At 59.7% G+C, this 22,406-nt stretch carries 21 protein-coding genes; 8 read left to right on the forward strand and 13 right to left on the reverse strand.

The genetic code is table 11. The features are described 5' to 3' along the window. Positions 1-17: 17 nt before the first annotated feature. From pqqF to pqqE, 6 genes are all read left to right on the forward strand, one after another. Positions 18-2,444, forward strand: coding sequence for a pyrroloquinoline quinone biosynthesis protein PqqF (gene pqqF / locus HKK55_RS22850; protein ID WP_169356685.1), 2,427 nt, complete (start codon positions 18-20; stop codon positions 2,442-2,444). Positions 2,445-2,603: 159 nt separating this feature from the next. Next, entirely contained in the window at positions 2,604-2,678 is a 75-nt protein-coding gene (gene pqqA, locus HKK55_RS22855; protein ID WP_003194766.1) for a pyrroloquinoline quinone precursor peptide PqqA, read from the forward strand. A 74-nt stretch (positions 2,679-2,752) separates the two neighbouring features. After that, positions 2,753-3,664 carry a pyrroloquinoline quinone biosynthesis protein PqqB gene (pqqB, locus tag HKK55_RS22860; RefSeq protein WP_169356686.1) on the forward strand — a complete coding sequence of 304 codons (912 nt, stop codon included), beginning with the start codon at positions 2,753-2,755 and terminating at the stop codon, positions 3,662-3,664. Between the two features lie 11 nt (positions 3,665-3,675). Next, on the forward strand, positions 3,676-4,428 hold the full coding sequence (pqqC, locus tag HKK55_RS22865; RefSeq protein ID WP_169356687.1) for a pyrroloquinoline-quinone synthase PqqC: 753 nt from the start codon (positions 3,676-3,678) through the stop codon (positions 4,426-4,428). After that, positions 4,425-4,700 (forward strand): pyrroloquinoline quinone biosynthesis peptide chaperone PqqD, encoded by a 276-nt coding sequence (gene pqqD, locus HKK55_RS22870; protein ID WP_169356688.1) that lies wholly within the window; start codon positions 4,425-4,427, stop codon positions 4,698-4,700. Before pqqC ends, pqqD begins: the two co-directional genes overlap by 4 nt. Continuing rightward, positions 4,693-5,832 carry a pyrroloquinoline quinone biosynthesis protein PqqE gene (pqqE, locus tag HKK55_RS22875; protein WP_178128893.1) on the forward strand — a complete coding sequence of 380 codons (1,140 nt, stop codon included), beginning with the start codon at positions 4,693-4,695 and terminating at the stop codon, positions 5,830-5,832. Before pqqD ends, pqqE begins: the two co-directional genes overlap by 8 nt. Positions 5,833-5,837: 5 nt before the next feature. On the opposite strand, the gene HKK55_RS22880 is transcribed toward pqqE, so the two are convergent. The 4 genes from HKK55_RS22880 to HKK55_RS22895 form a co-directional block, all read right to left on the reverse strand. Next, entirely contained in the window at positions 5,838-5,996 is a 159-nt protein-coding gene (locus HKK55_RS22880; RefSeq protein ID WP_033050408.1) for a YqaE/Pmp3 family membrane protein, read from the reverse strand. A 98-nt stretch (positions 5,997-6,094) separates the two neighbouring features. Beyond that, positions 6,095-6,415: a DNA-binding transcriptional regulator gene (locus tag HKK55_RS22885; protein WP_169356690.1), complete on the reverse strand. Its 321-nt coding sequence runs from the start codon at positions 6,413-6,415 to the stop codon at positions 6,095-6,097. After that, positions 6,399-6,764 carry a type II toxin-antitoxin system RelE/ParE family toxin gene (locus HKK55_RS22890; RefSeq protein WP_169356691.1) on the reverse strand — a complete coding sequence of 122 codons (366 nt, stop codon included), beginning with the start codon at positions 6,762-6,764 and terminating at the stop codon, positions 6,399-6,401. Before HKK55_RS22890 ends, HKK55_RS22885 begins: the two co-directional genes overlap by 17 nt. 236 nt (positions 6,765-7,000) lie before the next feature. Continuing rightward, on the reverse strand, positions 7,001-8,281 hold the full coding sequence (locus HKK55_RS22895) for an aspartate aminotransferase family protein (RefSeq protein WP_169356692.1): 1,281 nt from the start codon (positions 8,279-8,281) through the stop codon (positions 7,001-7,003). A 209-nt stretch (positions 8,282-8,490) separates the two neighbouring features. Between HKK55_RS22895 and HKK55_RS22900 the strand changes: the two genes are divergently transcribed. Beyond that, positions 8,491-9,390: a LysR family transcriptional regulator gene (locus HKK55_RS22900; protein ID WP_155584483.1), complete on the forward strand. Its 900-nt coding sequence runs from the start codon at positions 8,491-8,493 to the stop codon at positions 9,388-9,390. A gap of 228 nt (positions 9,391-9,618) precedes the next feature. Here HKK55_RS22900 and HKK55_RS22905 read toward each other — a convergent pair whose 3' ends face one another. The 3 genes from HKK55_RS22905 to HKK55_RS22915 form a co-directional block, all read right to left on the reverse strand. Continuing rightward, positions 9,619-11,397: an acyl-CoA dehydrogenase C-terminal domain-containing protein gene (locus HKK55_RS22905; protein ID WP_169356693.1), complete on the reverse strand. Its 1,779-nt coding sequence runs from the start codon at positions 11,395-11,397 to the stop codon at positions 9,619-9,621. 224 nt (positions 11,398-11,621) lie between these two features. Then, the gene (locus HKK55_RS22910; RefSeq protein WP_169356694.1) at positions 11,622-13,406 is read right to left on the reverse strand and encodes an acyl-CoA dehydrogenase C-terminal domain-containing protein; all 1,785 of its coding nucleotides are present in this window, start codon (positions 13,404-13,406) and stop codon (positions 11,622-11,624) included. Positions 13,407-13,496: 90 nt separating this feature from the next. Continuing rightward, entirely contained in the window at positions 13,497-14,789 is a 1,293-nt protein-coding gene (locus tag HKK55_RS22915; protein WP_169356695.1) for a diguanylate cyclase, read from the reverse strand. Positions 14,790-15,001: 212 nt separating this feature from the next. Here HKK55_RS22915 and HKK55_RS22920 point away from each other — a divergent pair, with 212 nt between their 5' ends. Then, complete coding sequence (locus HKK55_RS22920; RefSeq protein ID WP_169353046.1) at positions 15,002-16,027, forward strand: IS110 family transposase; 1,026 nt, start codon at positions 15,002-15,004, stop codon at positions 16,025-16,027. A gap of 323 nt (positions 16,028-16,350) precedes the next feature. Here the strand turns inward: HKK55_RS22920 and HKK55_RS22925 are convergent, their stop codons facing one another. The 6 genes from HKK55_RS22925 to bioF form a co-directional block, all read right to left on the reverse strand. Further along, positions 16,351-18,156, reverse strand: a complete 1,806-nt coding sequence (locus HKK55_RS22925; protein WP_169356696.1) for a phenylacyl-CoA dehydrogenase — start codon at positions 18,154-18,156, stop codon at positions 16,351-16,353. Between the two features lie 332 nt (positions 18,157-18,488). After that, positions 18,489-18,770 carry a pyrroloquinoline quinone biosynthesis protein PqqE gene (locus HKK55_RS22930; protein ID WP_169356697.1) on the reverse strand — a complete coding sequence of 94 codons (282 nt, stop codon included), beginning with the start codon at positions 18,768-18,770 and terminating at the stop codon, positions 18,489-18,491. A gap of 106 nt (positions 18,771-18,876) precedes the next feature. Then, the gene (gene bioD / locus HKK55_RS22935; RefSeq protein WP_169356698.1) at positions 18,877-19,557 is read right to left on the reverse strand and encodes a dethiobiotin synthase; all 681 of its coding nucleotides are present in this window, start codon (positions 19,555-19,557) and stop codon (positions 18,877-18,879) included. Continuing rightward, on the reverse strand, positions 19,554-20,366 hold the full coding sequence (gene bioC, locus HKK55_RS22940) for a malonyl-ACP O-methyltransferase BioC (RefSeq protein WP_169356699.1): 813 nt from the start codon (positions 20,364-20,366) through the stop codon (positions 19,554-19,556). Before bioC ends, bioD begins: the two co-directional genes overlap by 4 nt. After that, positions 20,359-21,090, reverse strand: a complete 732-nt coding sequence (locus tag HKK55_RS22945; protein ID WP_169356700.1) for an alpha/beta fold hydrolase — start codon at positions 21,088-21,090, stop codon at positions 20,359-20,361. The genes bioC and HKK55_RS22945 overlap by 8 nt, the downstream gene beginning before the upstream one ends. After that, positions 21,083-22,261 (reverse strand): 8-amino-7-oxononanoate synthase, encoded by a 1,179-nt coding sequence (gene bioF, locus HKK55_RS22950; RefSeq protein WP_169356701.1) that lies wholly within the window; start codon positions 22,259-22,261, stop codon positions 21,083-21,085. Before bioF ends, HKK55_RS22945 begins: the two co-directional genes overlap by 8 nt. Between the last annotated feature and the right edge of the window lie 145 nt (positions 22,262-22,406).

A 22,406-nucleotide genomic window follows, 5' to 3' on the forward strand; every position in this document is an offset into this window, starting at 1 on the left:
ACGTTTCGGAAGTGCTCATGCCTGCGGCTCACCCTCATCACCTTCATCTGACCCTGGCCAACGGTCTGCGGGTTTCCTTGCGTCATGCGCCGCGTTTGAAGCGTTGCGCCGCTGTCTTGCGGGTGGCGGCCGGCAGCCATGACGTGCCGATGGCTTGGCCGGGGTTGGCGCACTTCCTTGAACACTTGTTGTTTCTCGGGACTGAGCGCTTTCCCGCAAACGAAGGGTTGATGACCTACGTGCAGAGCCTCGGAGGCCAGGTCAATGCGAGCACTCGCGAGCGCACCACCGATTTCTTCTTTGAACTGCCCGTGGCGACCTTTGGTGACGCACTGGAGCGTCTGGCGGACATGCTGGCCCATCCGCGCCTGACGCTGGAAGATCAACTGCGTGAACGCGAAGTGCTGCACGCGGAGTTTGTCGCCTGGTCCCAGGATGCCAAGGCGCAGCAGCAGGTAGCGCTGCTGGAAGGCCTGGCGGCCAATCATCCGTTACGGGCTTTTCATGCGGGCAACCGCGACAGTCTGCCGGTGGAGCGTGCAGACTTTCAGCAAGCCTTACGGGACTTCTACGAGCGCTTCTATCAGAGCGGGCAAATGACCTTGAGTCTTGCGGGCCCACAGCCCTTGGACGAACTGGAAGCAGTGGCGCAACGGTTCAGCGAGGATCTGGCATCAGGGCCTCTGCTCCCACAAGAAATTCCACCGGCATTGATGGCCGGTCATGAACGGCGTTATCAACACACCGACAAAGGCCACATGCACCACGTCATCACCTGCGACGCCCCTCGCGAAGCGCTGGACTTTCTCTGCGCCTGGCTCAACGCATCCGCGCCGGGAGGGCTACTCGCCGAACTGAGAGCACGACAACTGGCCACCGCGCTGCAGGCGAGCGTGCTCTACCACTTTGACGGGCAGGCGGTACTGGATATCGATTTCACCCTCGGCACACACAGCGAACTGACGACGCAAATCGAAGCGCTTCTGTACGACTGGCTGAGCTTTTTCGCACACGGCGACTGGACCTTACTGCGGGAAGAGTTCGCCCTGTTGATCGCTCGCCAACAACAGATCCAAGGTGCCTTGGCGCTATCCAGATACGATAGCGAAGACCTGGAACCGCAACTGTCCGAACACAACGCCGTAGCCCTCAAAGCCTGGCTGGACTCGCTGCACTTGGAGCCTGCCCGGCACAGCTGGCAACTGCCGCCGAATAACCCATTCCTGCGCCCGCCCGCCAAGGAAGAACGGGCCGGGTTGATTCGCGGCCAGACCAGTGCCCATCGTGGTTTGCGTACCTTTGCCCAGGATCGCTCACGCGGGCGAAAGGATCTGTCAGCACTGACCTTCAGCCCGGTTTTGCCAGACGACACTGGAGAAGGCGCCCTGTACCTGCGCTGGCGTCTGGATTCAGCGCCACACACAGACCTTTTCCCACGCCTGGAAAGCAGCCTGCAGACACTGTGCGACGATGCTCGCCAAGCGGGTGTCGACCTGTCCTTCGAGATGCTGGGAAATGAATGGCGGCTGAAAATGAGCGGCCTGCACGAACCCATGCCGGCGGTGCTGGAACAGCTAGCACGCAGCCTGACTTATCCTGATCAACAGGCCTGGCAAGCAACATTGCCGACTGCCGAGCCACTGATCGCGATCCGCCAACTGCTCGCGTTACTGCCCGCCTCGTGCGCCGACAACAGTCCCGCCGCCCCACTGTCCGCCGCAAGTCTTACCGACCTGCAAGACACCTGGTCAACCGCGCGCTGGCACGGGTTTGCTGTCGGCCTGCCTGCCGCCTGCGAGATGGCAATCAAAAGCGCGGTGGGACGCTTACCGGGCCAGCCCACACACAGGGTCGATAAATCTGCTCCGATCAGCGGACAGTACCGTTGGCACTCGGTCGAGACTGATTCCAGCGAAGCAGCCCTGCTGCTGTTCTGCCCAGCGCCAACGCAATCCTTGGCCGACGAAGCCGCCTGGCGACTGCTGGCGCACCTGGGGCAAGCACCGTTCTATCAGCGTCTGCGGGTCGAGCTGCAATTGGGCTACGCCGTATTCAGCGGTGTCCGACAAATCAACGGGCAGACCGGCCTGCTGTTTGGCGTGCAATCTCCCAGCGCTTCGCTGGAGCAAATACTCAATCATCTCCAGGCATTCCTTCAAAGCCTCCCGACGCTGATTGCTGGATATGACGAACAGGTAGCACGCACCCTGGCAAACCAGTTTTCCCCTGAGTCGTTGCCGACCTCCCAGGCCGCCGAGTGGCTGTGGCAGGCACAACTGGCCGGCCATCCGTCGGATTACATGGAACAGTTACAAAATTTCATCCGCAGCCGCACACGGGAGGATTTGTTGCACGCAGCCAAACAACTGAATAAGGCCGACAACGGCTGGCTCTGCCTGGCCAACGGAGCTTGCCCGGGTGAGCCTTGGCAGCCGGTGAAATGATCATTACCAACCGTGCAACGAGCTTTCTTCGGCAAGCCGAAGCGAGCTCGATGAAAAATTGAGTAACATTCGTACCTGAGCATCTGAACATCTCCGGTCGGAGGTGGACTATATGTATAGCTAGTAGTAAACCTTGCACCCACCCACAGGAGAATTCTCATGACTTGGTCCAAACCTGCTTACACTGATCTGCGTATCGGCTTTGAAGTCACCATGTACTTCGCCAGCCGTTAATTGATTTGTATTGCAACGCAACGCCTCGGCTCGCCGGGGCGTTTTTATTTTAAGTTTTGTGTGATGGAGCGAGCATGTTCGTCCAGATTCTAGGGTCCGCCGCCGGCGGTGGTTTTCCGCAGTGGAACTGCAACTGCGTGAACTGCGCCGGCTTTCGCGACGGCAGCTTGCGGGCCCACGCCCGCACCCAGTCTTCCATCGCAATCTCCGATGACGGCGTGAACTGGGTGCTGTGCAACGCCTCACCGGATATTCGCGCACAGCTACAGAGTTTTGCCCCGATGCAACCCGGCCGCGCCCTACGGGATACCGGCATCAGCGCGATCATCCTGATGGACAGCCAGATCGACCACACCACCGGCCTGTTGAGCCTGCGTGAAGGCTGCCCGCACCAAGTGTGGTGCACTGACATGGTCCATGAAGACCTGAGCACCGGCTTTCCGTTGTTCACCATGCTGACCCACTGGAACGGCGGCCTGGCCTGGAACCGCATTGAGCTGGACGCAAGTTTCACCATCCCCGCCTGCCCCAACCTGCGCTTCACTCCGCTACCGCTGCGCAGCGCCGCACCGCCCTACTCGCCCCATCGTTTCGACCCGCACCCGGGCGACAACATCGGCCTGATCGTTGAAGACCTGCGCACCGGTGGCAAGCTGTTTTACGCCCCAGGCCTGGGCAAAGTAGACGCGCCGTTGCTGGAGATCATGGCCGACAGCGACTGCCTGCTGGTGGACGGCACGATGTGGGATGACGACGAAATGCAGCGTCGTGGCGTGGGCACCCGCACCGGTCGAGAAATGGGCCATCTGGCGCAGAACGGCCCCGGCGGCATGCTCGAAGTGCTGGAGCAACTGCCCAAGCAGCGCAAGGTGCTTATTCACATCAACAACACCAACCCGATTCTGGATGAGGACTCACCCGAACGAGCCGAGTTGGCGCGACGCAATGTGGAAGTGGCGTACGACGGCATGAGCATTGAATTGTAGGAGTGAGCCAAATGACTGACACACCGCTGACCACCGCCGAGTTTGAAGAGGCCTTAAGGGCCAAGGGCGCCTTCTACCATATCTACCACCCGTATCACGTGGCGATGTACGAAGGCCGGGCCACCCGCGAGCAAATCCAGGGTTGGGTCGCCAATCGCTTTTACTATCAGGTGAACATTCCCCTGAAGGACGCCGCGATTCTGGCCAACTGCCCGGACCGGGAAATCCGCCGCGAGTGGATCCAGCGCCTGCTCGACCATGACGGCGCCCCCGGCGAAGACGGCGGCATCGAAGCCTGGTTGCGCCTGGGCCAAGCGGTCGGGCTCGATCCGGATCAACTGCGCTCCCAGGAACTGGTATTGCCCGGCGTGCGCTTTGCCGTCGACGCCTACGTCAACTTCGCCCGCCGCGCCAGTTGGCAAGAAGCCGCCAGCAGCTCCCTGACCGAATTGTTCGCCCCGCAGATCCACCAGTCGCGCCTCGACAGTTGGCCGCAGCATTACCCGTGGATCGACCCTGCCGGGTACGAGTACTTCCGCACACGCCTGGGCCAGGCGCGGCGGGACGTCGAGCATGGCTTGGCGATCACGCTGCAGCACTACACCACCCGCGAGGGCCAGGAACGCATGCTGGAAATTCTCCAGTTCAAACTGGACATCCTTTGGAGCATGCTCGATGCCATGAGCATGGCCTATGAACTGAACCGCCCGCCGTATCACAGCGTGACCAGCGAGCGGGTCTGGCATAAGGGAATCACCCTATGAGTTTTGATCGCAGCAAAAAACCGACCTGGCGCCAAGGCTATCGCTTCCAGTACGAGCCCGCGCAAAAGGGGCATGTGCTGCTGTATCCGGAAGGCATGATCAAGCTCAATGACAGTGCTGCTGTGATCGGTGGTTTGATCGATGGCGAGCGCGACGTAACCACGATCATCGGCGAACTGGAAAAGCAGTTCCCGGGCGTTCCTGAGCTCGGGGAAGATATAGAGCAATTCATGGAGGTCGCCCGTGCTCAGCACTGGATCGAACTTGCCTGATCTGCCGCCCAAGCCTGAAATCGGCCTGCCGCTGTGGCTGCTCGCCGAGCTGACCTACCGCTGCCCACTGCAATGCCCGTATTGCTCCAACCCGTTGGACTTTGCCCAGCAAGGCAAGGAGCTGAGCACCGAACAGTGGATCAAGGTGTTTCGTGAGGCCCGGGAAATGGGCGCCGCACAACTGGGGTTTTCCGGCGGCGAACCGCTGGTACGCCAGGACCTTGCCGAACTGATCGGCGAGGCCCGCAAGCTGGGGTTCTACACCAACCTGATCACCTCCGGCATCGGCCTGACCGAGCAGAAGATCAGCGACTTCAAGAAGGCGGGCCTGGACCATATCCAGATCAGCTTCCAGGCCAGCGACGAACAGGTGAACAACCTGCTGGCCGGCTCGAAAAAAGCCTTTGCGCAAAAGCTGGAAATGGCCCGTGCGGTGAAAGCCCACGGCTATCCGATGGTGCTGAACTTCGTCACCCATCGGCACAATATCGACAAGATCGACCGCATCATCGAGCTGTGCATTGCCCTTGAGGCAGACTTTGTCGAACTCGCTACCTGCCAGTTCTACGGCTGGGCGCAGCTCAATCGTGTCGGCCTGTTGCCGACTCAGGAGCAGTTGGTCCGCGCCGAGCGCATCACCAACGAATACCGCGCCAAGCTTGAAGCCGAAGGTCATCCCTGCAAGTTGATCTTCGTCACCCCGGACTACTACGAGGAACGCCCGAAAGCCTGCATGAATGGCTGGGGCAGCATCTTCCTGACGGTAACGCCGGACGGCACCGCATTGCCGTGCCACGGCGCCCGCCAGATGCCGGTGCAGTTTCCTAACGTTCGCGATCACAGCATGCAACACATCTGGTACGACTCATTCGGCTTCAACCGCTTTCGCGGCTATGACTGGATGCCCGAACCATGCCGCTCCTGCGACGAGAAGGAAAAGGACTTCGGCGGCTGCCGCTGCCAGGCGTTCATGCTCACCGGGGACGCTAGCAATGCCGACCCGGTGTGCAGTAAATCCGAACACCACGGCATGATCCTCAAGGCCCGCGAAGAAGCCGAACACGCCACCCAGACCATCGAGCAACTGGCCTTTCGCAATGAGCGCAACTCACGGCTGATCGCGAAAGGCTGATGGCTTTAGCGTTTGGCGATGATGTACACCGCATGCACGATGCCCGGGATATAACCGCACAAGGTCAGCAGGATATTCAGCCAGAACGCGCCGCCAAAACCTACTTGCAGGAACACACCCAGGGGAGGCAGCAGGATGGCGATGATGATGCGAATGATGTCCACAGGGTCAGCTCCTTAAAATCGGCTCGTGTGAGCCGTACAGCTAATCGACCTTGGCCATTCGGCAGGGTTCAGTGGAATCTGGCTTGTGGCCATCTCCGTCAGGCCAGAATCTCCAACCCGTGCTTCTGCACGATGCTCAGTAGCTTGAGCGCCATGCCGCTGGGCTGTTTTTCACCCGACTCCCACTGCTTCACGGTGGAGGCACTGGTGTTCAAGTAACGGGCAAACACCGGCTGGCTGACATGACTGCGCTCGCGGATCTGCTTGATTTGCTCAGCGGGTATTTGTACCGGGACTGGGGCCAGGCACGCCTCGTCGAACTGACGCAGGGTGGTCTTGCTGATAGCGCCGATTGAGTACAGCGCAGTGGCCGACTCGTGAATCGACTCAAGTGCTTCGCTTTCAAATTTTTTGGTCATGATGTATCTCCACAAACTCCCTGAGATCCAGTAACTGTTGGATCTGCACATCGTTTAAACCTTCATAGGCCTTTGCCAGCGTCCGAAACCCAGCCAACTCCTTCTGGCTGATATTGCTTTGATCTTGCTTGGCAAACAGAAACTGGTAGACCCAATAGTGCCTGCCCTTCGCCAGGATAATGGAACGGTGGCGGTTCTCGTTCAGGCGTTTCTTCCAAACGCCGCCTCCCAGGTTGTCGGCCTGGCCGTTAAGCATTTCGCCAAATGCCGCCTTAAGCTCTGAATCGCAAATCCAGGCCTTGCTGGCCGATGCTGCAAAATACCGGGTTTTGAATAACCTGAACGTCATGGACATCCCTTCCCACAAACATACCACTGAGTGGTACAGATTAAAAATGGCGCGTGCACAATGATCTTGCTCGCGGTCGGCAGTCCTTGCCGACGCCCGCTAAAAAGCCATTGTTTTCGTTGGCACTCAAGCACACTTTGCGATTTGAAAACCGCCGAGACAAAAAAACGCCCCCAGCCAAAAGAATCAGGCTGGAGGCGCCGCGTACACCGCGAGACGGTTCAGGGAATAAGGGATTAAACGGCGATGCCCTTGCGGCACTGCAGTTGTGTGGTATGTACCCGGGCGAAGGCGCGGGCCAGGCGCAGGAGCATTTCGTCGATGTTGCTCTTGCTGACGGTCAAGGCCGGAGTAAAACGCAGGCAATTCGGCTGCGGGGCATTGAGTATCAGGCCTTCGTAGAGCGCGGCCTTTACCACGGCATCGGCGGAATCATCCGACAGGGTCAACCCCCAGAGCAGTCCCTGGCCACGCAGCTCGCCTTGGTCGTAGCGATAAGCCAGACGGGCGAGACCTTCCTTCAGGTAGTGACCGGTCTCGCGGATGTGTTCGAGAAAACCGCCACCCAGAACAGTGTCGAGTACCGCCCCACCAGCGGTCGCCATAAGCGCGTTACCGTGATGGGTGCCTTCCAGTTCGCCGAGCTCAAAACAGCACGCCTTACCTCGGGCCAGCAGGGCTGCCAGGGGTACACCACCGCCCAGGCCTTTGCCGAGGGTGATGATGTCGGCGCGCACGCCATAACGTTGTTCGGCCAGCAAAGTACCGCAGCGGCCGACGCCGGTTTGCACTTCGTCGAGAATCAGCAGGATCCCCAGCTCGCGGCACAGGCGTTCGACACCTTTGAGGTAATGCTCGGTCGCAGGAATAACCCCGGCCTCCCCCTGGATCGGCTCCAGCATGATGGCGACCGTTTGCGCATCCACCGCGGCATGCAACGCCGGCAGGTCGTTGAACGGGACATGGCTGAAGCCAGACAACTGGGGTTCGAAACGGTTTGCCCCAGCAGCGTCTGACGCCGACATCGTGGCAAAGCTGCGCCCGTGGCAACCGTTGCTGGCGGTGATGATGTGATAAGCGCCGCCGCGATGCAGCTGGCCCCATTTGCGCGCCAGCTTGATCGCCGCCTCACAGGCTTGCGCGCCGCTATTGAGCAGGTAGACCTGATCGCTGCCAGTGCTGTGACACAGGCGGTTGGCCAGGTTCAATTGACTGCGATTGTGCAGGCCGTTGCCGGGATTGATCAGCGTGTATGCCTGGTCGGCCAGGGCTTTGGCCAATACTTGCGGGCTGTGGCCGAGGCTGTTGGCGCCGCCGCCCTGGGAGAAGTCCAGGTACGCATGGTCGTCGCTGTCCCAGAGCCAGGAACCCTGGCCACGCACAAAAACCTGAGACGGTCGGGCCACGCTGGGCATCAGGCAGTCACTGGACAGTTCGTCCCGCAGCATCGGCGTTTCAGGCTCCCGTATCAGGTCATCAAGGCTGGGTGCAGGGCGGCGCAGATTAAACAGGTTCATGGGCATGACCTTTTGGCAACCCGACGTTTGTCGGTATCGTCCATCAAGCCCAGCCTGAGGTTTTTTGCATTGCCTATGTAAACAGCTTCAACACAAACAGTATTCATCGTGCGCTCTGGCCCTGTAAGCCTTGTGAATAGGCGCTAGACTAGGCGCCTTGGGGGCACACGGCCATTTCGATTTTCCAGCTTTTTCGATAAGAATTACTTATGGATTTTAAGCAACTGCGTTATTTCGTCGCGGTGTATGAGGAAGGCCATGTGGGGCGTGCGGCGGAACGCCTGTCGATCTCACAGCCGGCCTTGTCGCAGCAGATCCGCCAGCTCGAGCAGAACCTCGACGTCAGCCTGTTCGAACGCAGCAGCAAGCGCCTGTTGCCCACGCTCGCCGCCCACACGCTGTACAACCACGCCCTGCCCTTGCTCGACGGGATGCAGCAAGCGGTCGAGGCCCTGCGCAACTTCAAGGGCCAGGCCTTGCGCACCTTGGCCATCGGCGTGCTACAAACCGTGCACACGAGCCTGGTGCCGCAAATGCTGGAACGGGTACGCAAAGCCCATCCGCATCTCGTGGTGCAGATCTACGAATTGACTGGCATTGAGATCGAGCGCCGTCTGCTCAACGGCTCGCTGGATATCGGCATCAGCTACCTGCCGCCGCGCCAGCCAGGCCTGCACGGCGTGCTGCTGTACGAAGATGAGTTGAAGGTGGTGATTCCTGCCGACCACCCGTTGCGGGAGTTCAAGAAGGTCTCCCTGAAACAGGCCGCCGAATTGCCGATGTTGCTGCTGGGAGAAGAGTTCCAGGTACGACAGATCTGGCAGGGTCAATTGGCCAACCTCGGTCGACGACCTCAGGTGCAGGCAGAGTTGAATACCATGGCGGGGATCCTCGACAGCCTGCCTCACACCAAGCTGGCAACGGTGCTGCCCGGACGCTCCCAAGATGAACACAACAGTAAGGCGCTGCTGTGGAAACCCCTGAGCGAACCACGGGTTCCGTTAAAAGTGGGGTTGGTGTGTCGGGATGTGCAACGCCAGCAAGCAACACTTGAGCTGCTGCGCACGCTGCTGGAAGACGTGATGAATGCCCCAGGCGTGCAGGCCTGAACTTTTTTCGCAGGCAAAAGAAAACCCCGCCGAAGCGGGGCTTTGCAGACTGTTTCCCTGACATCCATTTCACTCCACCATCCTGGCAGAATCCTACGTGTCCCTGTTGTTGCTTTGCGCTTCCTGCGCGACGTCCATGTGAAGTAGATTATCCATGGATCCAATCCAGCGATAGAGGACGATTAGCAGCACGTCATGTAAGAGAATGCTTACACGACGCTTCCCCGGTCAGAACTGCGCTTCATCCAACAAATACAGCGACTCACTGCCGGCCCGGACCGAAGCGCTGAGGGACTGAATCCGCGGCAATAGACGGGCAAAATAGAAACGCGCCGTCCCCACTTTGCTGGCGTAGAAGTCTTCCTGCTGTTCTTTGCCCAACGCCGCCTTGGCCATCAATGCCCACATGTAGGCGTAGGCCATGTAACCGAATGCATGCAAATACTCCACCGACGCCGCACCGATTTCATTGGGGTTGGATTTGGCGCGATCCAGTACCCAGGCGGTCAGCTCATCGAGGTCATCCACCGCGGCGTTCAGCGGTTGGGTGAACTCGGCCAGTTCAGCACCTGCCGTCGCGGTGAAATGGCGAATCTCGTCAGCGAACAAGGTGTAGAACGCCCCGCCGCTGCCAACGATCTTGCGTCCCACCAAGTCCAGAGCCTGGATACCGTTGGTGCCTTCGTAGATCTGGGTGATGCGCACATCACGCACCAGTTGCTCCTGGCCCCACTCGCGAATGTAACCGTGGCCGCCGAAAATCTGCTGGCCGTGGACGGTGGTTTCCAGGCCCAGGTCGGTCAGGAACGCCTTGGACACCGGTGTCAGCAACGCCACCAAATCATCGGCACGTTTGCGGGTCGCCGCGTCTTCGCTGAACTTGGCGGTGTCCAGCTGCATTGCCACATAAGTGGAGAATGCACGGCCGCCTTCGTTCGAGGCTTTCATGGTCAGCAGCATGCGCCGCACGTCGGGGTGGACGATGATCGGGTCAGCCACTTTGTCCTTGGCTTTTGGACCTGTCGGCGAACGGCTTTGCAGACGGTCGCGGGCGTATTCAATAGCGTTCTGATAGGAGCGCTCGCCGGACGCCAGGCCTTGGATGCCGACGCCCAGACGTTCGTAGTTCATCATGGTGAACATCGCCGCCAAACCACGGTTTGGCTCGCCCACCAGATAGCCCACAGCTTCGTCGAAGTTCATCACGCAGGTAGCGGAGGCCTGGATGCCCATTTTGTGTTCGATGGAGCCGCAGGTCACCGGGTTGCGCGCACCCAGGTTGCCGTCGGCATTGACCATGAACTTGGGCACCAGGAACAGCGAGATGCCCTTGGGCCCTGCCGGTGCGTCCGGCAGCTTGGCCAGTACCAAGTGAATGATGTTGTCGGTGAGATCGTGTTCGCCACCGGTGATGAAGATCTTGGTACCGCTGACTTTGTAGGACCCGTCGGCCTGAGGCTCAGCCTTGGTGCGGATAATCCCCAGGTCGGTCCCGGCATGGGGTTCCGTCAGGCACATGGAACCGGCCCACACGCCGGAGTACATGTTCGGCAGGTAAGTCGCTTTAAGTTCTTCGCTGGCGTGGGTGTTGATCGACACGCACGCGCCGGAGGTCAGCATCGGGTAGAGGCCGAAGGCCAGGCCCGAGGAGTTGATCATCTCTTCAACCTGGGCCGATACCGCCTTGGGCATGCCCATGCCGCCATAGGCCGGGTCGCCACCAACACCCACCCAGCCGCCTTCAGCGTAGGTTTTGTAGGCTTCCTGGAAACCGGCCGGGGTGCTGACCGCGCCATTCTCCCAGCGGCAGCCTTCTTCATCGCCGCCACGGCTCAGCGGGGCAATGGTTTTGGCAGTGACTTTGCCGGCTTCCTCAAGGATCGCCTCAACGGTCTCGGCATCGACGGTGTCCGCCAATGCCGGGAGTTGGGCCCAAAGTTTGGCGACCTCAAAAACTTCGTTGAGGACGAAGCGCATATCGCGCAGCGGCGCTTTGTAGTCAGCCATGGCAAACCTCGTGAGACTTTAAAGTGATTCGGGTAGTGTCGATTTTACAGACCCTGAGTGTACCCGAACAACTTTTGAGACACATAGGGTCCAAACATGACCATAAAGTATTTATCGGTCACAATAATATCCTGTAGCCGCTGCCGAAGGCTGCGATAAGACCGAAGGTCTTCAGCGATTCAATCCTTGCGCCTCTGCGAGGCGATCGCAGGCTTCGCCAGCGGCTACAAGGCAAACAATTCCGCCGGCAGACTCATCAAGCACTCGCTCCCCGCCTCCACCGCCGCTCGATGCGCGGCCGTACGCGGCAACAGGCGCTTGAAATAAAACTCACAGGTCGCCAGCTTGCCCCGGGCATAGTCGCCGTCGCCGCTACCGTCCTCCAGTTGCGACTGAGCCACCAGTGCCATGCGCAACCACAGGTAGGCCAGGATGATGTAACCGCTGTACATCAAGTAATCCAGGGCTGCCGCGCCGACTTCATCGGGGTTCTTCATGGCAGCCATGCCAACCTTCACCGTCAGTTCGCCCCACTGCTGGTTAAGCTCATTGAGCTGCGTCACATGGGCCTTGAGTTGCGGGTGATCGGCATTAGCGGCGCAGAACTTATGGACGATTTTAGTAAAGCCCCGAAGCAGCTTACCCTGGCTACCAAGCACCTTGCGCCCCAACAAATCCAACGCCTGAATGCCATTGGTGCCTTCATAGATCGGCGCAATCCGGCAATCGCGCACCAACTGCTCCATGCCCCATTCGCGAATAAACCCGTGGCCGCCAAACACCTGCATGCCATGGTTGGTCACTTCCAGACCGGTTTCAGTCATGAAGGCTTTGCAGATCGGCGTGAGGAACGCCAGCAGATCCTCGGCTTCCTGGCGCTGGCCTGCATCGCCGCTCAGGTGCGCGGTGTCGAGCAATTGCGCAGTGAAATAGGTCAGCGCCCGGTTGCCTTCGTTGAAGGCTTTCATGGTCAACAGCATCCGCCGTACATCGGGATGCACGATGATTGGGTCGGCGACCTTATTCGGGGCCTTGGCGCCGGTCAGGGAGCGCATCTGCAAGCGATCGTTGGCGTATTTTATCGCGCCCTGAAAACTCGCTTCCCCCAGGCACAAGCCCTGCATCCCGGTACCCAACCGCGCATGGTTCATCATGGTGAACATGCAGTTGAGGCCCTTGTTGGCCTCGCCAATCAGGAAGCCCTTGGCACCGTCGAAGTTCAGCACGCAGGTCGCCGAGGCCTTGATCCCCATCTTGTGTTCAATGGAGCCGCAGTTGACACCGTTGCGCTCACCTGAATCCGGCAGGAACTTGGGCACGATAAACAGCGAAATACCCTTGGTACCGGCGGGCGCATCCGGCAGCTTGGCCAGTACCAGATGGATGATGTTTTCACTCATGTCGTGCTCGCCGGCAGAGATGAAAATCTTGCTGCCGGTCACTGCATAACTGCCGTCGGCCTCGGGCACGGCGCGGGTCTTGATGATCCCCAGGTCAGTGCCGCAATGGGCTTCAGTCAGGCACATGGTGCCGGTCCACTGGCCAGCGGTGAGTTTGCTCAGGTAGGTGTCTTTCTGCTCCTCGGTGCCGTGGGCGTGGATCGCCGACATGGCGCCGTGGGTCAGGCCCGGGTACATGCCCCACGAGGTGTTACTGGAGGCGATCATCTCGCTGAGCACCAACCCCAGGGACGATGGCAAGCCTTGCCCGCCATACGTCGGGTCTGCCGCCAGGCCGTGCCAGCCGCCTTCCACGTACTGCGCAAAGGCCTCCTTGAAGCCCTTGGGCGTGGTCACCACGCCATTGTCGAAATGGCAGCCTTCTTCATCACCCGAACGATTCAGCGGTGCGAGGACGTTTTCGCAGAATTTCGCGCCTTCTTCGAGGATCGCACTGACCATGTCCGGGCTGGCATCGGTGGCGCCCAGCTCGGCGTAATGGCCGTGGAAGTCAAAGACGTGATCGATCAGAAAGCGCATATCGCGCAGGGGAGCTTTATAGTCAGGCATGATGATTTCTCCGGCAGCAGATGCCTTCAAGCTACTGCCGCACGGTGCCTCGGACAATCACTGTAGGAGCGCTGAATACAGCGCCATCACTCAACCGGCAGCAGTGTTCATGCGCACCGCGCCCCGGCGATTCTGCCCCGATGCCACTACGCAGTTACGCCCGGCCCCCTTGGCGTTGTACAACGCTTGATCGGCGGACTTGAGCACTTCCTCCGGGCTGCGCTGCTCGGCCTGGCGCTCGGCAACTCCGATGCTCACCGTCACCGAAACACTGGAGGCGCCGCTACCGATCCGGCGCTGGCGACCTTGGTGGTCGTCATGAGGACGGTTGTCCGGGTTGCGCAACTTGATGTCGTAGTTGGCGATGGTCTCGCGAATCTCTTCCAGGTGCGGCAGGCACTCCTCCAGGGTCTTGCCGGCGAACACCACGGCGAACTCTTCGCCGCCATACCGATAGGCACGACCGCCGCCGCTGATCTTCGACAGTTTGCTGGCAACCAGACGCAGCACCTGATCCCCGACATCGTGACCGTGGGTGTCGTTGAACCGTTTGAAATGGTCGACGTCGCTCATGGCCAGCACATAGTTGCGCCCCAGCCGTTGCATGCGTTCATTGAGGGCCCGACGGCCCGGCAAGCCGGTCAGCTCATCGCGGAAGGCCATTTGATACGCCTCATGGGCAACACCGGCGGCGATCATCAGCATCACCTGGCTGCACATGATGTTCAGGGTAAAGGGCAGGATGAACGTCTGGGGCAGCATCCAGAAAAGCCCCAGCAACCCCACCAGTTGCGCGGCGTGCAGGGGCCGTGGCTGGCGCCAGTACTGCACCGCCAGCGCGATAAACCCCATGAAAAACATCGGGTATGACAGCTGGATCAAACTCATCCAGTTGCCATGCAATGCCGGCCAACGGATCTGCGCCAACCAGTTCAATACCGCCTGGGGATAACTTTGTTCCAAGGCCAGCGCCACGCCACCAATCGCCAACAGCACCGCACACCGGGCGACGAAGTCACGAAACAGGTGGGTGCGCTCCTGCCACAGCGCGTAGATGCTGAACAACAGCGGCAGCAACAACGAGCACAGGTGGAATATCACCGCAGCATCTTCTCGGACGCGGCCGTTGTCGCGGTAGTAATCGGTCTGGGTATCAAGCAGGAAATAAGCGACGTACACCGTGATCATCAAGAACAGCTCACGCTGGCGACGGTAAACCGCGCAATACGCACCGCCCAACAACAGCACCAGCGTTGGCAGGACATTGAACAACGAGGTGAAGAAGACGTTGAGGTCCTTGACGTACGCAGCCGACAACCCCGCCAGCAACAACAGCAGTGAGGGCAGAAAATGGCTAAAACGTACAACAGACACGCGTGACAAGGGTAAAGCTCCGGGACGACCTAAAAGATGGCACTGTGCCTTCAATCAGCACAGTTAAGCACACTCAATGTGACCTGTATCACATTGCCATCACTTTAACGGCAGCCTGCGCCAATCCCTGAGCGTTGCGCCAGGGTTAATGAGATGGTCACCCCCAACACCCTGTGAGGGCTACGCTTTCACGGGGTGTTTTGTTTTCGGAGGCCATCATCATGAGCGAGTCAGCACTGATCGGTATCGATCTCGGCAAACATACTTTCCACCTGCACGGCCAGGATAAGTCGGGCTGTGAGGTGTTTCGCAAAAAATGCTCACGGACGCAAATGATGCAGTTTTTCGGCAACTCGCCGAGCTGTATCGTGGTGATGGAGGCCTGTGCGGGGTCGCACTATGTTGCTCGTCAGTTGGCGGCAATGGGGCACACGGCCAAGCTGATTTCTCCGCAGTTCGTTAAGCCCTTCGTCAAGGGCAATAAAAACGACTTTGTCGACGCTGAGGCAATCTGCGAAGCCGCTTCGCGCCCATCTATGCGCTTCGTCACGCCTAAAACCGAATCCCAGCAAACCCTGTCCGTGCTACACCGGATGCGCGAATCGCTGGTGCATGACCGCACCAAAACGGCTAATCAGATGCACGGTTTCCTGCTGGAGTTTGGGATCAGTCTGCCCAAAGGGTTGGCCATCATGAAGCGTCTGGCGAGCGCCTTGGCCGAGCATGAATTACCCGTTCGTCTGACGATATTGTTGCAACGCCTGCACGACCACTTTGCCTACCTGGATGAGCAAATCAAGGTCTTGGACAAAGAGCTGGCGGGCCAACTGGCCGACGATGATCTGGGCAGTCGTTTGCTGAGTCTTCCATGTGTCGGCCCGATCACCGCCAGCCTGCTGGCTGTAGAAATGGGCGACGGCAAGCAGTACCGATGCAGTCGGGACTTTGCCGCCTCAGTGGGCTTGGTGCCCAGACAGTACAGCACCGGTGGCAAGGCCAACTTGCTGGGAATCAGCAAGCGTGGTGACAAGCACCTGCGACAACTGTTGGTGCAGTGTTCCAGGGTCTATATGCAAAATCTGGAGCACCAAAAAGGCGCCTTGGCCGATTGGGTGCGCTCATTGCTAAGTCGACGACATTCGAATGTCGTGGCCTGTGCCCTGGCTAACAAACTGGCGCGTATCGCTTGGGCGATAGCCGCTCACCATACGCAATATGAAGCAGGGCCAGACGCCTTGAACGCCTGACCCCGCGGTTGTTGCAGTACCACGATTCACCTTCAGGTTTTGCGATAGCTGAACAACAGATGATGTGAACGGCACACCGGCCTGGCGAAGATCCTGACATAAAAATCGGCTTCAGAAGCCGACGGGTTTTTAAGGATCGTCAGGCGCGACTCTCATCGTGGCGCTGGGGCATGCCCCAAACAGACGCCGGATAGATTTAAGCAAGCCAACCACACCACCCGTTAATCAGTATTGCAAAAATGGGGGTGACCATAGATTTTTATCGCGCATAAAAAAACCGCCGCTCCCGAAAGAGCGGCGGCTTCAGAGGCACCCGGTAAGGCTTAGTAGCCCAGGCCGAAGTTCTCTTCTTTCATGTCCATCAGGTTGTTGGCGCCCGACAGCATGGTTGCAACGTGAGTGCGAGTACGCGGCAGGATGCGCTGGAAGTAGAAGCGCGCAGTCTGCAGCTTGGCGGTGTAGAACGCCTCTTCGCTGGTGCCGGCAGCCAGTTTCTCGGCAGCCAGGCGGGCAATATCAGCCCAGAAGTAAGCCAGGCAGGCGTAGCCGGAGTACATCAGGTAATCCACCGATGCCGCGCCGACTTCTTCACGGTCCTTCATGGCTGCCATGCCGACCTTCATGGTCAGCTCGCCCCATTCCTTGTTCAGTGCGGCCAGCGGTGTAACGAACTCTTGCACGGCTGCGTTGCCTTCGTTGGCCTGGCAGAACTTGTGGACGATCTTGGTGAAGCCCTTGAGCGCTTCGCCTTGGGTCATCAACACTTTACGGCCCAGCAGGTCCAGGGCCTGGATGCCGGTGGTGCCTTCGTACAGCATCGAGATACGGCTGTCGCGAACGTTCTGCTCCATGCCCCACTCGGCGATGAAACCGTGGCCACCGTAGATTTGCACGCCGTGGTTAGCCGCTTCAAAACCGACTTCGGTCATGAACGCCTTGGCGATCGGGGTCATGAAGGCCAGCAGCGCGTCAGCCTGTTTCTTGGCTTCGTCGTCAGTACCGTACTTGACGATATCGACCTGTTTGGCGGTGAAGTACACCATCGCGCGGTTGCCTTCGGCGAAAGCCTTCATGGTCAACAGCATGCGACGTACATCGGGGTGAACGATGATCGGGTCAGCGGCCTTGTCCGGCGCTTTCGGGCCAGTCAGGGAGCGCATTTGCAGGCGATCGCGGGCATATTTCAGGCCGCCCTGGAAACCGATTTCGGCGTGGGACAGGCCTTGCAGCGCGGTCCCCAGGCGAGCGGTGTTCATAAAGGTGAACATGCAGTTCAGGCCTTTGTTCGGCGGGCCGATCAGGAAACCCGTGGCCGCGTCGAAGTTCATCACGCAGGTGGCGTTACCGTGGATGCCCATCTTGTGTTCCAGGGAGCCACAGGAAACAGCGTTGCGCTCACCAACCGAACCATCGGCGTTCGGCAGGAATTTCGGAACGATGAACAGCGAGATACCTTTGGTACCCGCCGGAGCATCCGGCAGGCGGGCCAGCACGATATGGACGATGTTGTCGGCCATGTCGTGTTCACCGGCCGAGATGAAGATCTTGGTGCCGGAGACTTTGTAGGAACCATCAGCCTGAGGCTCGGCCTTGGTGCGCAGCATGCCCAGGTCGGTACCGCAGTGTGGCTCGGTCAGGCACATGGTGCCGGTCCACTCGCCCGACACCAGTTTGGTCAGGTAAGCGTCTTGCTGTTCTGGGGTGCCGTGCTCGGAAATGGTGTTCATCGCACCATGGGACAGGCCTGGGTACATGCCCCACGACCAGTTGGCTTCGCCGACCATCTCGCTCACTGCCAGGCCGAGGGACTCCGGCAGGCCTTGGCCACCGTGCGCCACGTCATGGGCCAGGCTTGGCCAGCCGCCTTCGACGAACTGTTTGTAGGCTTCTTTGAAACCAGTAGGGGTTTTAACGCCTGACTCGCTCCAGGTGCAACCTTCGATGTCACCCACGCGGTTCAGCGGTGCCAGCACCTGCTCACAAAACTTGGCGCCTTCTTCGAGAATGGCGTCAACCATGTCCGGGGTAGCGTCCTGGCAAGCCGGCAGGCTCTGATAGTGCGCTTCGTAGCCGAGCAGTTCGTCACGAACGAAGCGAATATCACGCAAGGGGGCCTTGTAGTCAGGCATAGCGATAAACCTCTGCTGATGTATCTGGAATGAACAACCGCGTGGATTTGTTGTAGCGGTCAAACAGTTGTTTGAAACATACGTTTACGACCTATCCTTGTCAAGCATCCGTCAGATGCCGTTTGTCATGACGTGGGTCAACACCAGGCACAGCAAGGCCTGCAGCGAAATGCCGCATGAAATTTCAAGCGTTGAAGAAAAAACTGGAGGGGACGAAACTCAAATGTGGGAGCTGGCTTGCCTGCGAAACAGGCGCCGCGGTATGTCAGGAGGACCGAGGTGATGCTATCTCAGCGATGCCGCTCCCACAGAAAGCTGTGGGTGAACACTATTCAAGCGTAGGTATCGATCAACGTACCCAGCATTTCATTGGAAGCCTTGGCGACTTTTGCCCCCAACTCCACCTGAAACTTGCCTTGGGCCATCTCGACCATATTGCTGGCCGAATTCGATTGCTGGTTACCATCCACCGCCCGCAAGCGATCGTTCAGGGCATCCGAGGGTTGGCTGGTGGCGGCGCTGGCAATTTTGCCGGCGGCGGCGTCCACACGGTTCTGCCCGGACTGCATACTGCTCAGCCCCGAATAAAACGCGCTGCTTCCAGAGACTTCCATGGCTTGAACCTGCCTTCAGAGAATCGTGAACTGTTATTGAAGCAGACATACCGGGGAAATACCCGTCAAAAACACTAATGGCACAATGCCTTGTCCATAGACAAAACTAGTCAAGCAGGTCCAGTTGCAGGTACTCGGCTACCGCTGCGGCGCCCGGCTGCTTGAGTTTCGGCACCCTTCCCAGGCAGGGCGCAGGCAGTCGCTCGGCCAGGGTGGCGAGGTTTTCTTCCAGACGGGAGGTCTTGGGATCGATGATGTTGGCCACCCATCCCGCCAGTGACAGACCGTCTCGAGCGATGGCTTCGGCGGTCAGCAAGGCATGGCTGATGCAGCCCAGGCGCACGCCCACCACCAGAATCACCGGCAGTTGCAACGCCTTGGCCACGTCCGACAGATTGTCCTGGTCAGCCAATGGCACACGCCAGCCGCCCGCCCCTTCAATCAAGGTAAAATCCGCCTGCTTGGCGAGCAGGTGTTGCATGGGTTTGAGCAAGGATTGAACCGTCAGCAAGACACCGGCTTCACGGGCCGCCAGATGCGGCGCAATGGCCGGCTCGAATGCCACCGGATTGACCTCGGCGTAACTCAGCAGCAACGAACACTCAGCCAGCAGGGCCAAGGCATCGGCGTTGCGCAGCCCCTTGGGCGTTACTTCACAGCCTGAGGCCACCGGTTTGCCGGCCGCTGTCGTCTTGCCCAGTTGCCGGGCGGCATGCAGCAGGCCTGCGGCGATGGTGGTTTTGCCGACATCGGTATCAGTGCCAGCGATGAAGTAAGCAGCATTCATAGTGGTTTCTCCAATACGGCATACACCACCTGGTAGGTGGCCGGCAGTCCTTGAGACTGGCGGAACTGCTCGTAGGCTTCAACCAGTGCAACAATCCGCGCCCGGCCAGTCAAGCCACCCGGGCGCCCTGGATTCAGATTGTGCGCACCCAATGCTTTCAATTCGTGAGTCAGGCTGCGTACATCCGGGTAATGCAGCACGTGGGGGCATTGCTCCAGGCCCAGCACCCGAAAGCCGCTGCTATCGCACAGCTGTTGATACGTGCTGAACGGCCGGAAACGATTGACGTGAACCATGCCATCCGCTGCCCGCCAGCTTTCGCGCAGTTCATCCAGCGTCCCCACACACAGGCTGGCAAACGCCAACACACCACCGGGCTGCAACACTCGGTGAGCCTCCCTCAGCACTGCGGCGAAATCGGAACACCACTGCACCGCCAGGCTGGAGAAGATCAACTCGCAACTGCCGTCCTGTAACGGCAACCGCTCGGCATCACCGGCAATAAAGTGCTCGGCTCCGCCCAAGGGTCGGGCGTGGTTGAGCATGCCCTCGGCGATATCCAGCGCCAAGCCTTGGCTCGCTGAATACGCCTGGCCCATGACCCGGCTGAAATACCCGGTGCCGCAGCCCAAGTCCAGCCAGCGCCGTGGCGTAAACCCTTGAGGCAAACGCTGCAACAACTCACCGCCGACCGCACGTTGCAACTCGGCAACGCTGTCATAACTGGCCGCAGCACGGGAAAAGGAGGCCGCTACCTGGCGCTTGTCCGGCAAGGCGCCTGGCAGGGGAGGATGGGACAAATCAGTCATCACCGCACTCATGCAAAAAAGCCTGGATCGCCCCCGCCACACCGTGGGGATCTTCCAGAAGAAAAGCGTGACCGGCCTGTTCAATCAGACCGATTTCAACATCCGGCAGTAACTTCAGCAGATGACCAGCAGCCTCGGCCGGCACCAAGCCGTCCATCCCCGCAAACAGATGCAACTGCGGACCACGAAACGCTTGCAAGGCGTCCCGTGTGTCCATCTGCGCGAGCAACTCAAGGCCGGTCATCAATACCGAAGACGGCGTATTCGGCGCACTGCTGACCAGCAAGCGCGCCAGTCCCCGTGGATCTTCGGCGCCCTTGGCGCACAGTAGGCCAAAGCGCTTGAGGGTGACTTGGGAGTCGGCATGGCAACCGGCGAGGAACGCATCGAAGGTTTCGGCAGGCATTGCGCTCGGCCAGTCGTCGTAGGCGACAAAACACGGGTTACTGGCCAGGGTCAGCAAGCCACAGCAACGATCTCCCCGGCGTGCTGCCAGTTCGGAGGCGAGCATGCCCCCCAAGGACCAGCCGCCGAGCCAGGCGTTATCCGCCAGCGTGGCGTCCAGTTCATCGAGCCATTCGCCGAGATCGCTGGAATCCATCTCCGGCAACGGTTCGACCTGCACCCGCAGACGCTCGTCCAACCCCTGCAACGCCGCCGCCAACGGTTCCATCGGCGATACACCAAGGCCCCAGCCGGGCAGCAGTATCAGTCGATCACGCATGGTCGGGCTCCTGGCCTAACAAGCACAAACACGCTTCCAACGCGCTTAACAATAGCTGGACCTGGGCTTCACTGTGGGCTGCCGACAAGGTTACCCGCAGGCGAGCACTGCCGGCGGGCACGGTCGGCGGTCGAATTGCCGTCACCATCAGCCCACGTTCGCGCAGCATCTGAGACAAACGAATCGCCCGGGCACTGCTGCCAATCATGATCGGCTGGATCGGCGTGAAGCTGTCCATCAACTCCAGGCCAATCTGCTGCGCACCCTGGCGGAACTGGCGGATCAAGCCATTGAGGTGCTCGCGACGCCAGTGTTCGGTGCGCAGTAATTCCAGGCTTTTGAGCGTCGCGCAGGCCAGCGCTGGAGGCTGGCTGGTGGTGTAGATATAGGGACGGGCGAACTGGATCAAGCTTTCGATCAGCTCTTCACTGCCCGCGACAAACGCGCCAGCAGTACCGAACGCCTTGCCCAACGTGCCCACCAACACCGGCACGTCCTCCTGGCTCAAGCCGAAATGCTCGACGATCCCGCCACCGTTGGCACCCAGCGGGCCAAAGCCGTGGGCGTCGTCGACCATCAACCAGGCGCCCTTGGCCCGAGCTTCGCGGGCCAGGGCCGGCAAGTCGGCAAGGTCGCCGTCCATGCTGAACACACCGTCGGTGACCACCAGCGTATTGCCGGTGGCTTTCTCCAGGCGCTTGGCCAGGCTGGCGGCGTCGTTGTGCAGATAACGATTGAAGCGCGCACCGGACAGCAGGCCCGCGTCCAGCAGCGAGGCGTGGTTAAGACGGTCTTCCAGCACCGTATCGCCCTGCCCCACCAGCGCCGTGACCGCGCCGAGGTTGGCCATATAACCGGTGGTGAACAGCAGCGCACGTGGACGACCGGTCAGGTCGGCCAAGGCTTCTTCCAGCTCATGGTGTGGAGTGCTGTGGCCGATCACCAAGTGCGAAGCGCCACCGCCGACACCCCAACGGGTCGCGCCGGCGCGCCAGGCTTCGATCACTTGCGGGTGATTGGCCAGGCCCAGGTAGTCATTGTTGCAGAACGCCAGCAACGGTTGACCGTCCACCACCACTTCCGGGCCTTGAGGGCTTTCCAGCAACGGGCGTTGACGATAGAGGTGTTCGGCACGACGGGCAGCGAGACGCGCGGCGAGATCGAAAGACATGCAGGCCTCGGTAGGTCAGGGTGAACGCGGTCAGAAATGTGGGAGCGGGCTTGCTCGCGAAAGCGGTGGGTCAGTCGCCAGATACTTTGACTGACATGCCGCATTCGCGAGCAAGCCCGCTCCCACATTTGAATTGCAGTCCAAA

The organism is Pseudomonas sp. ADAK18 (assembly GCF_012935695.1).
Lineage (GTDB): Bacteria > Pseudomonadota > Gammaproteobacteria > Pseudomonadales > Pseudomonadaceae > Aquipseudomonas.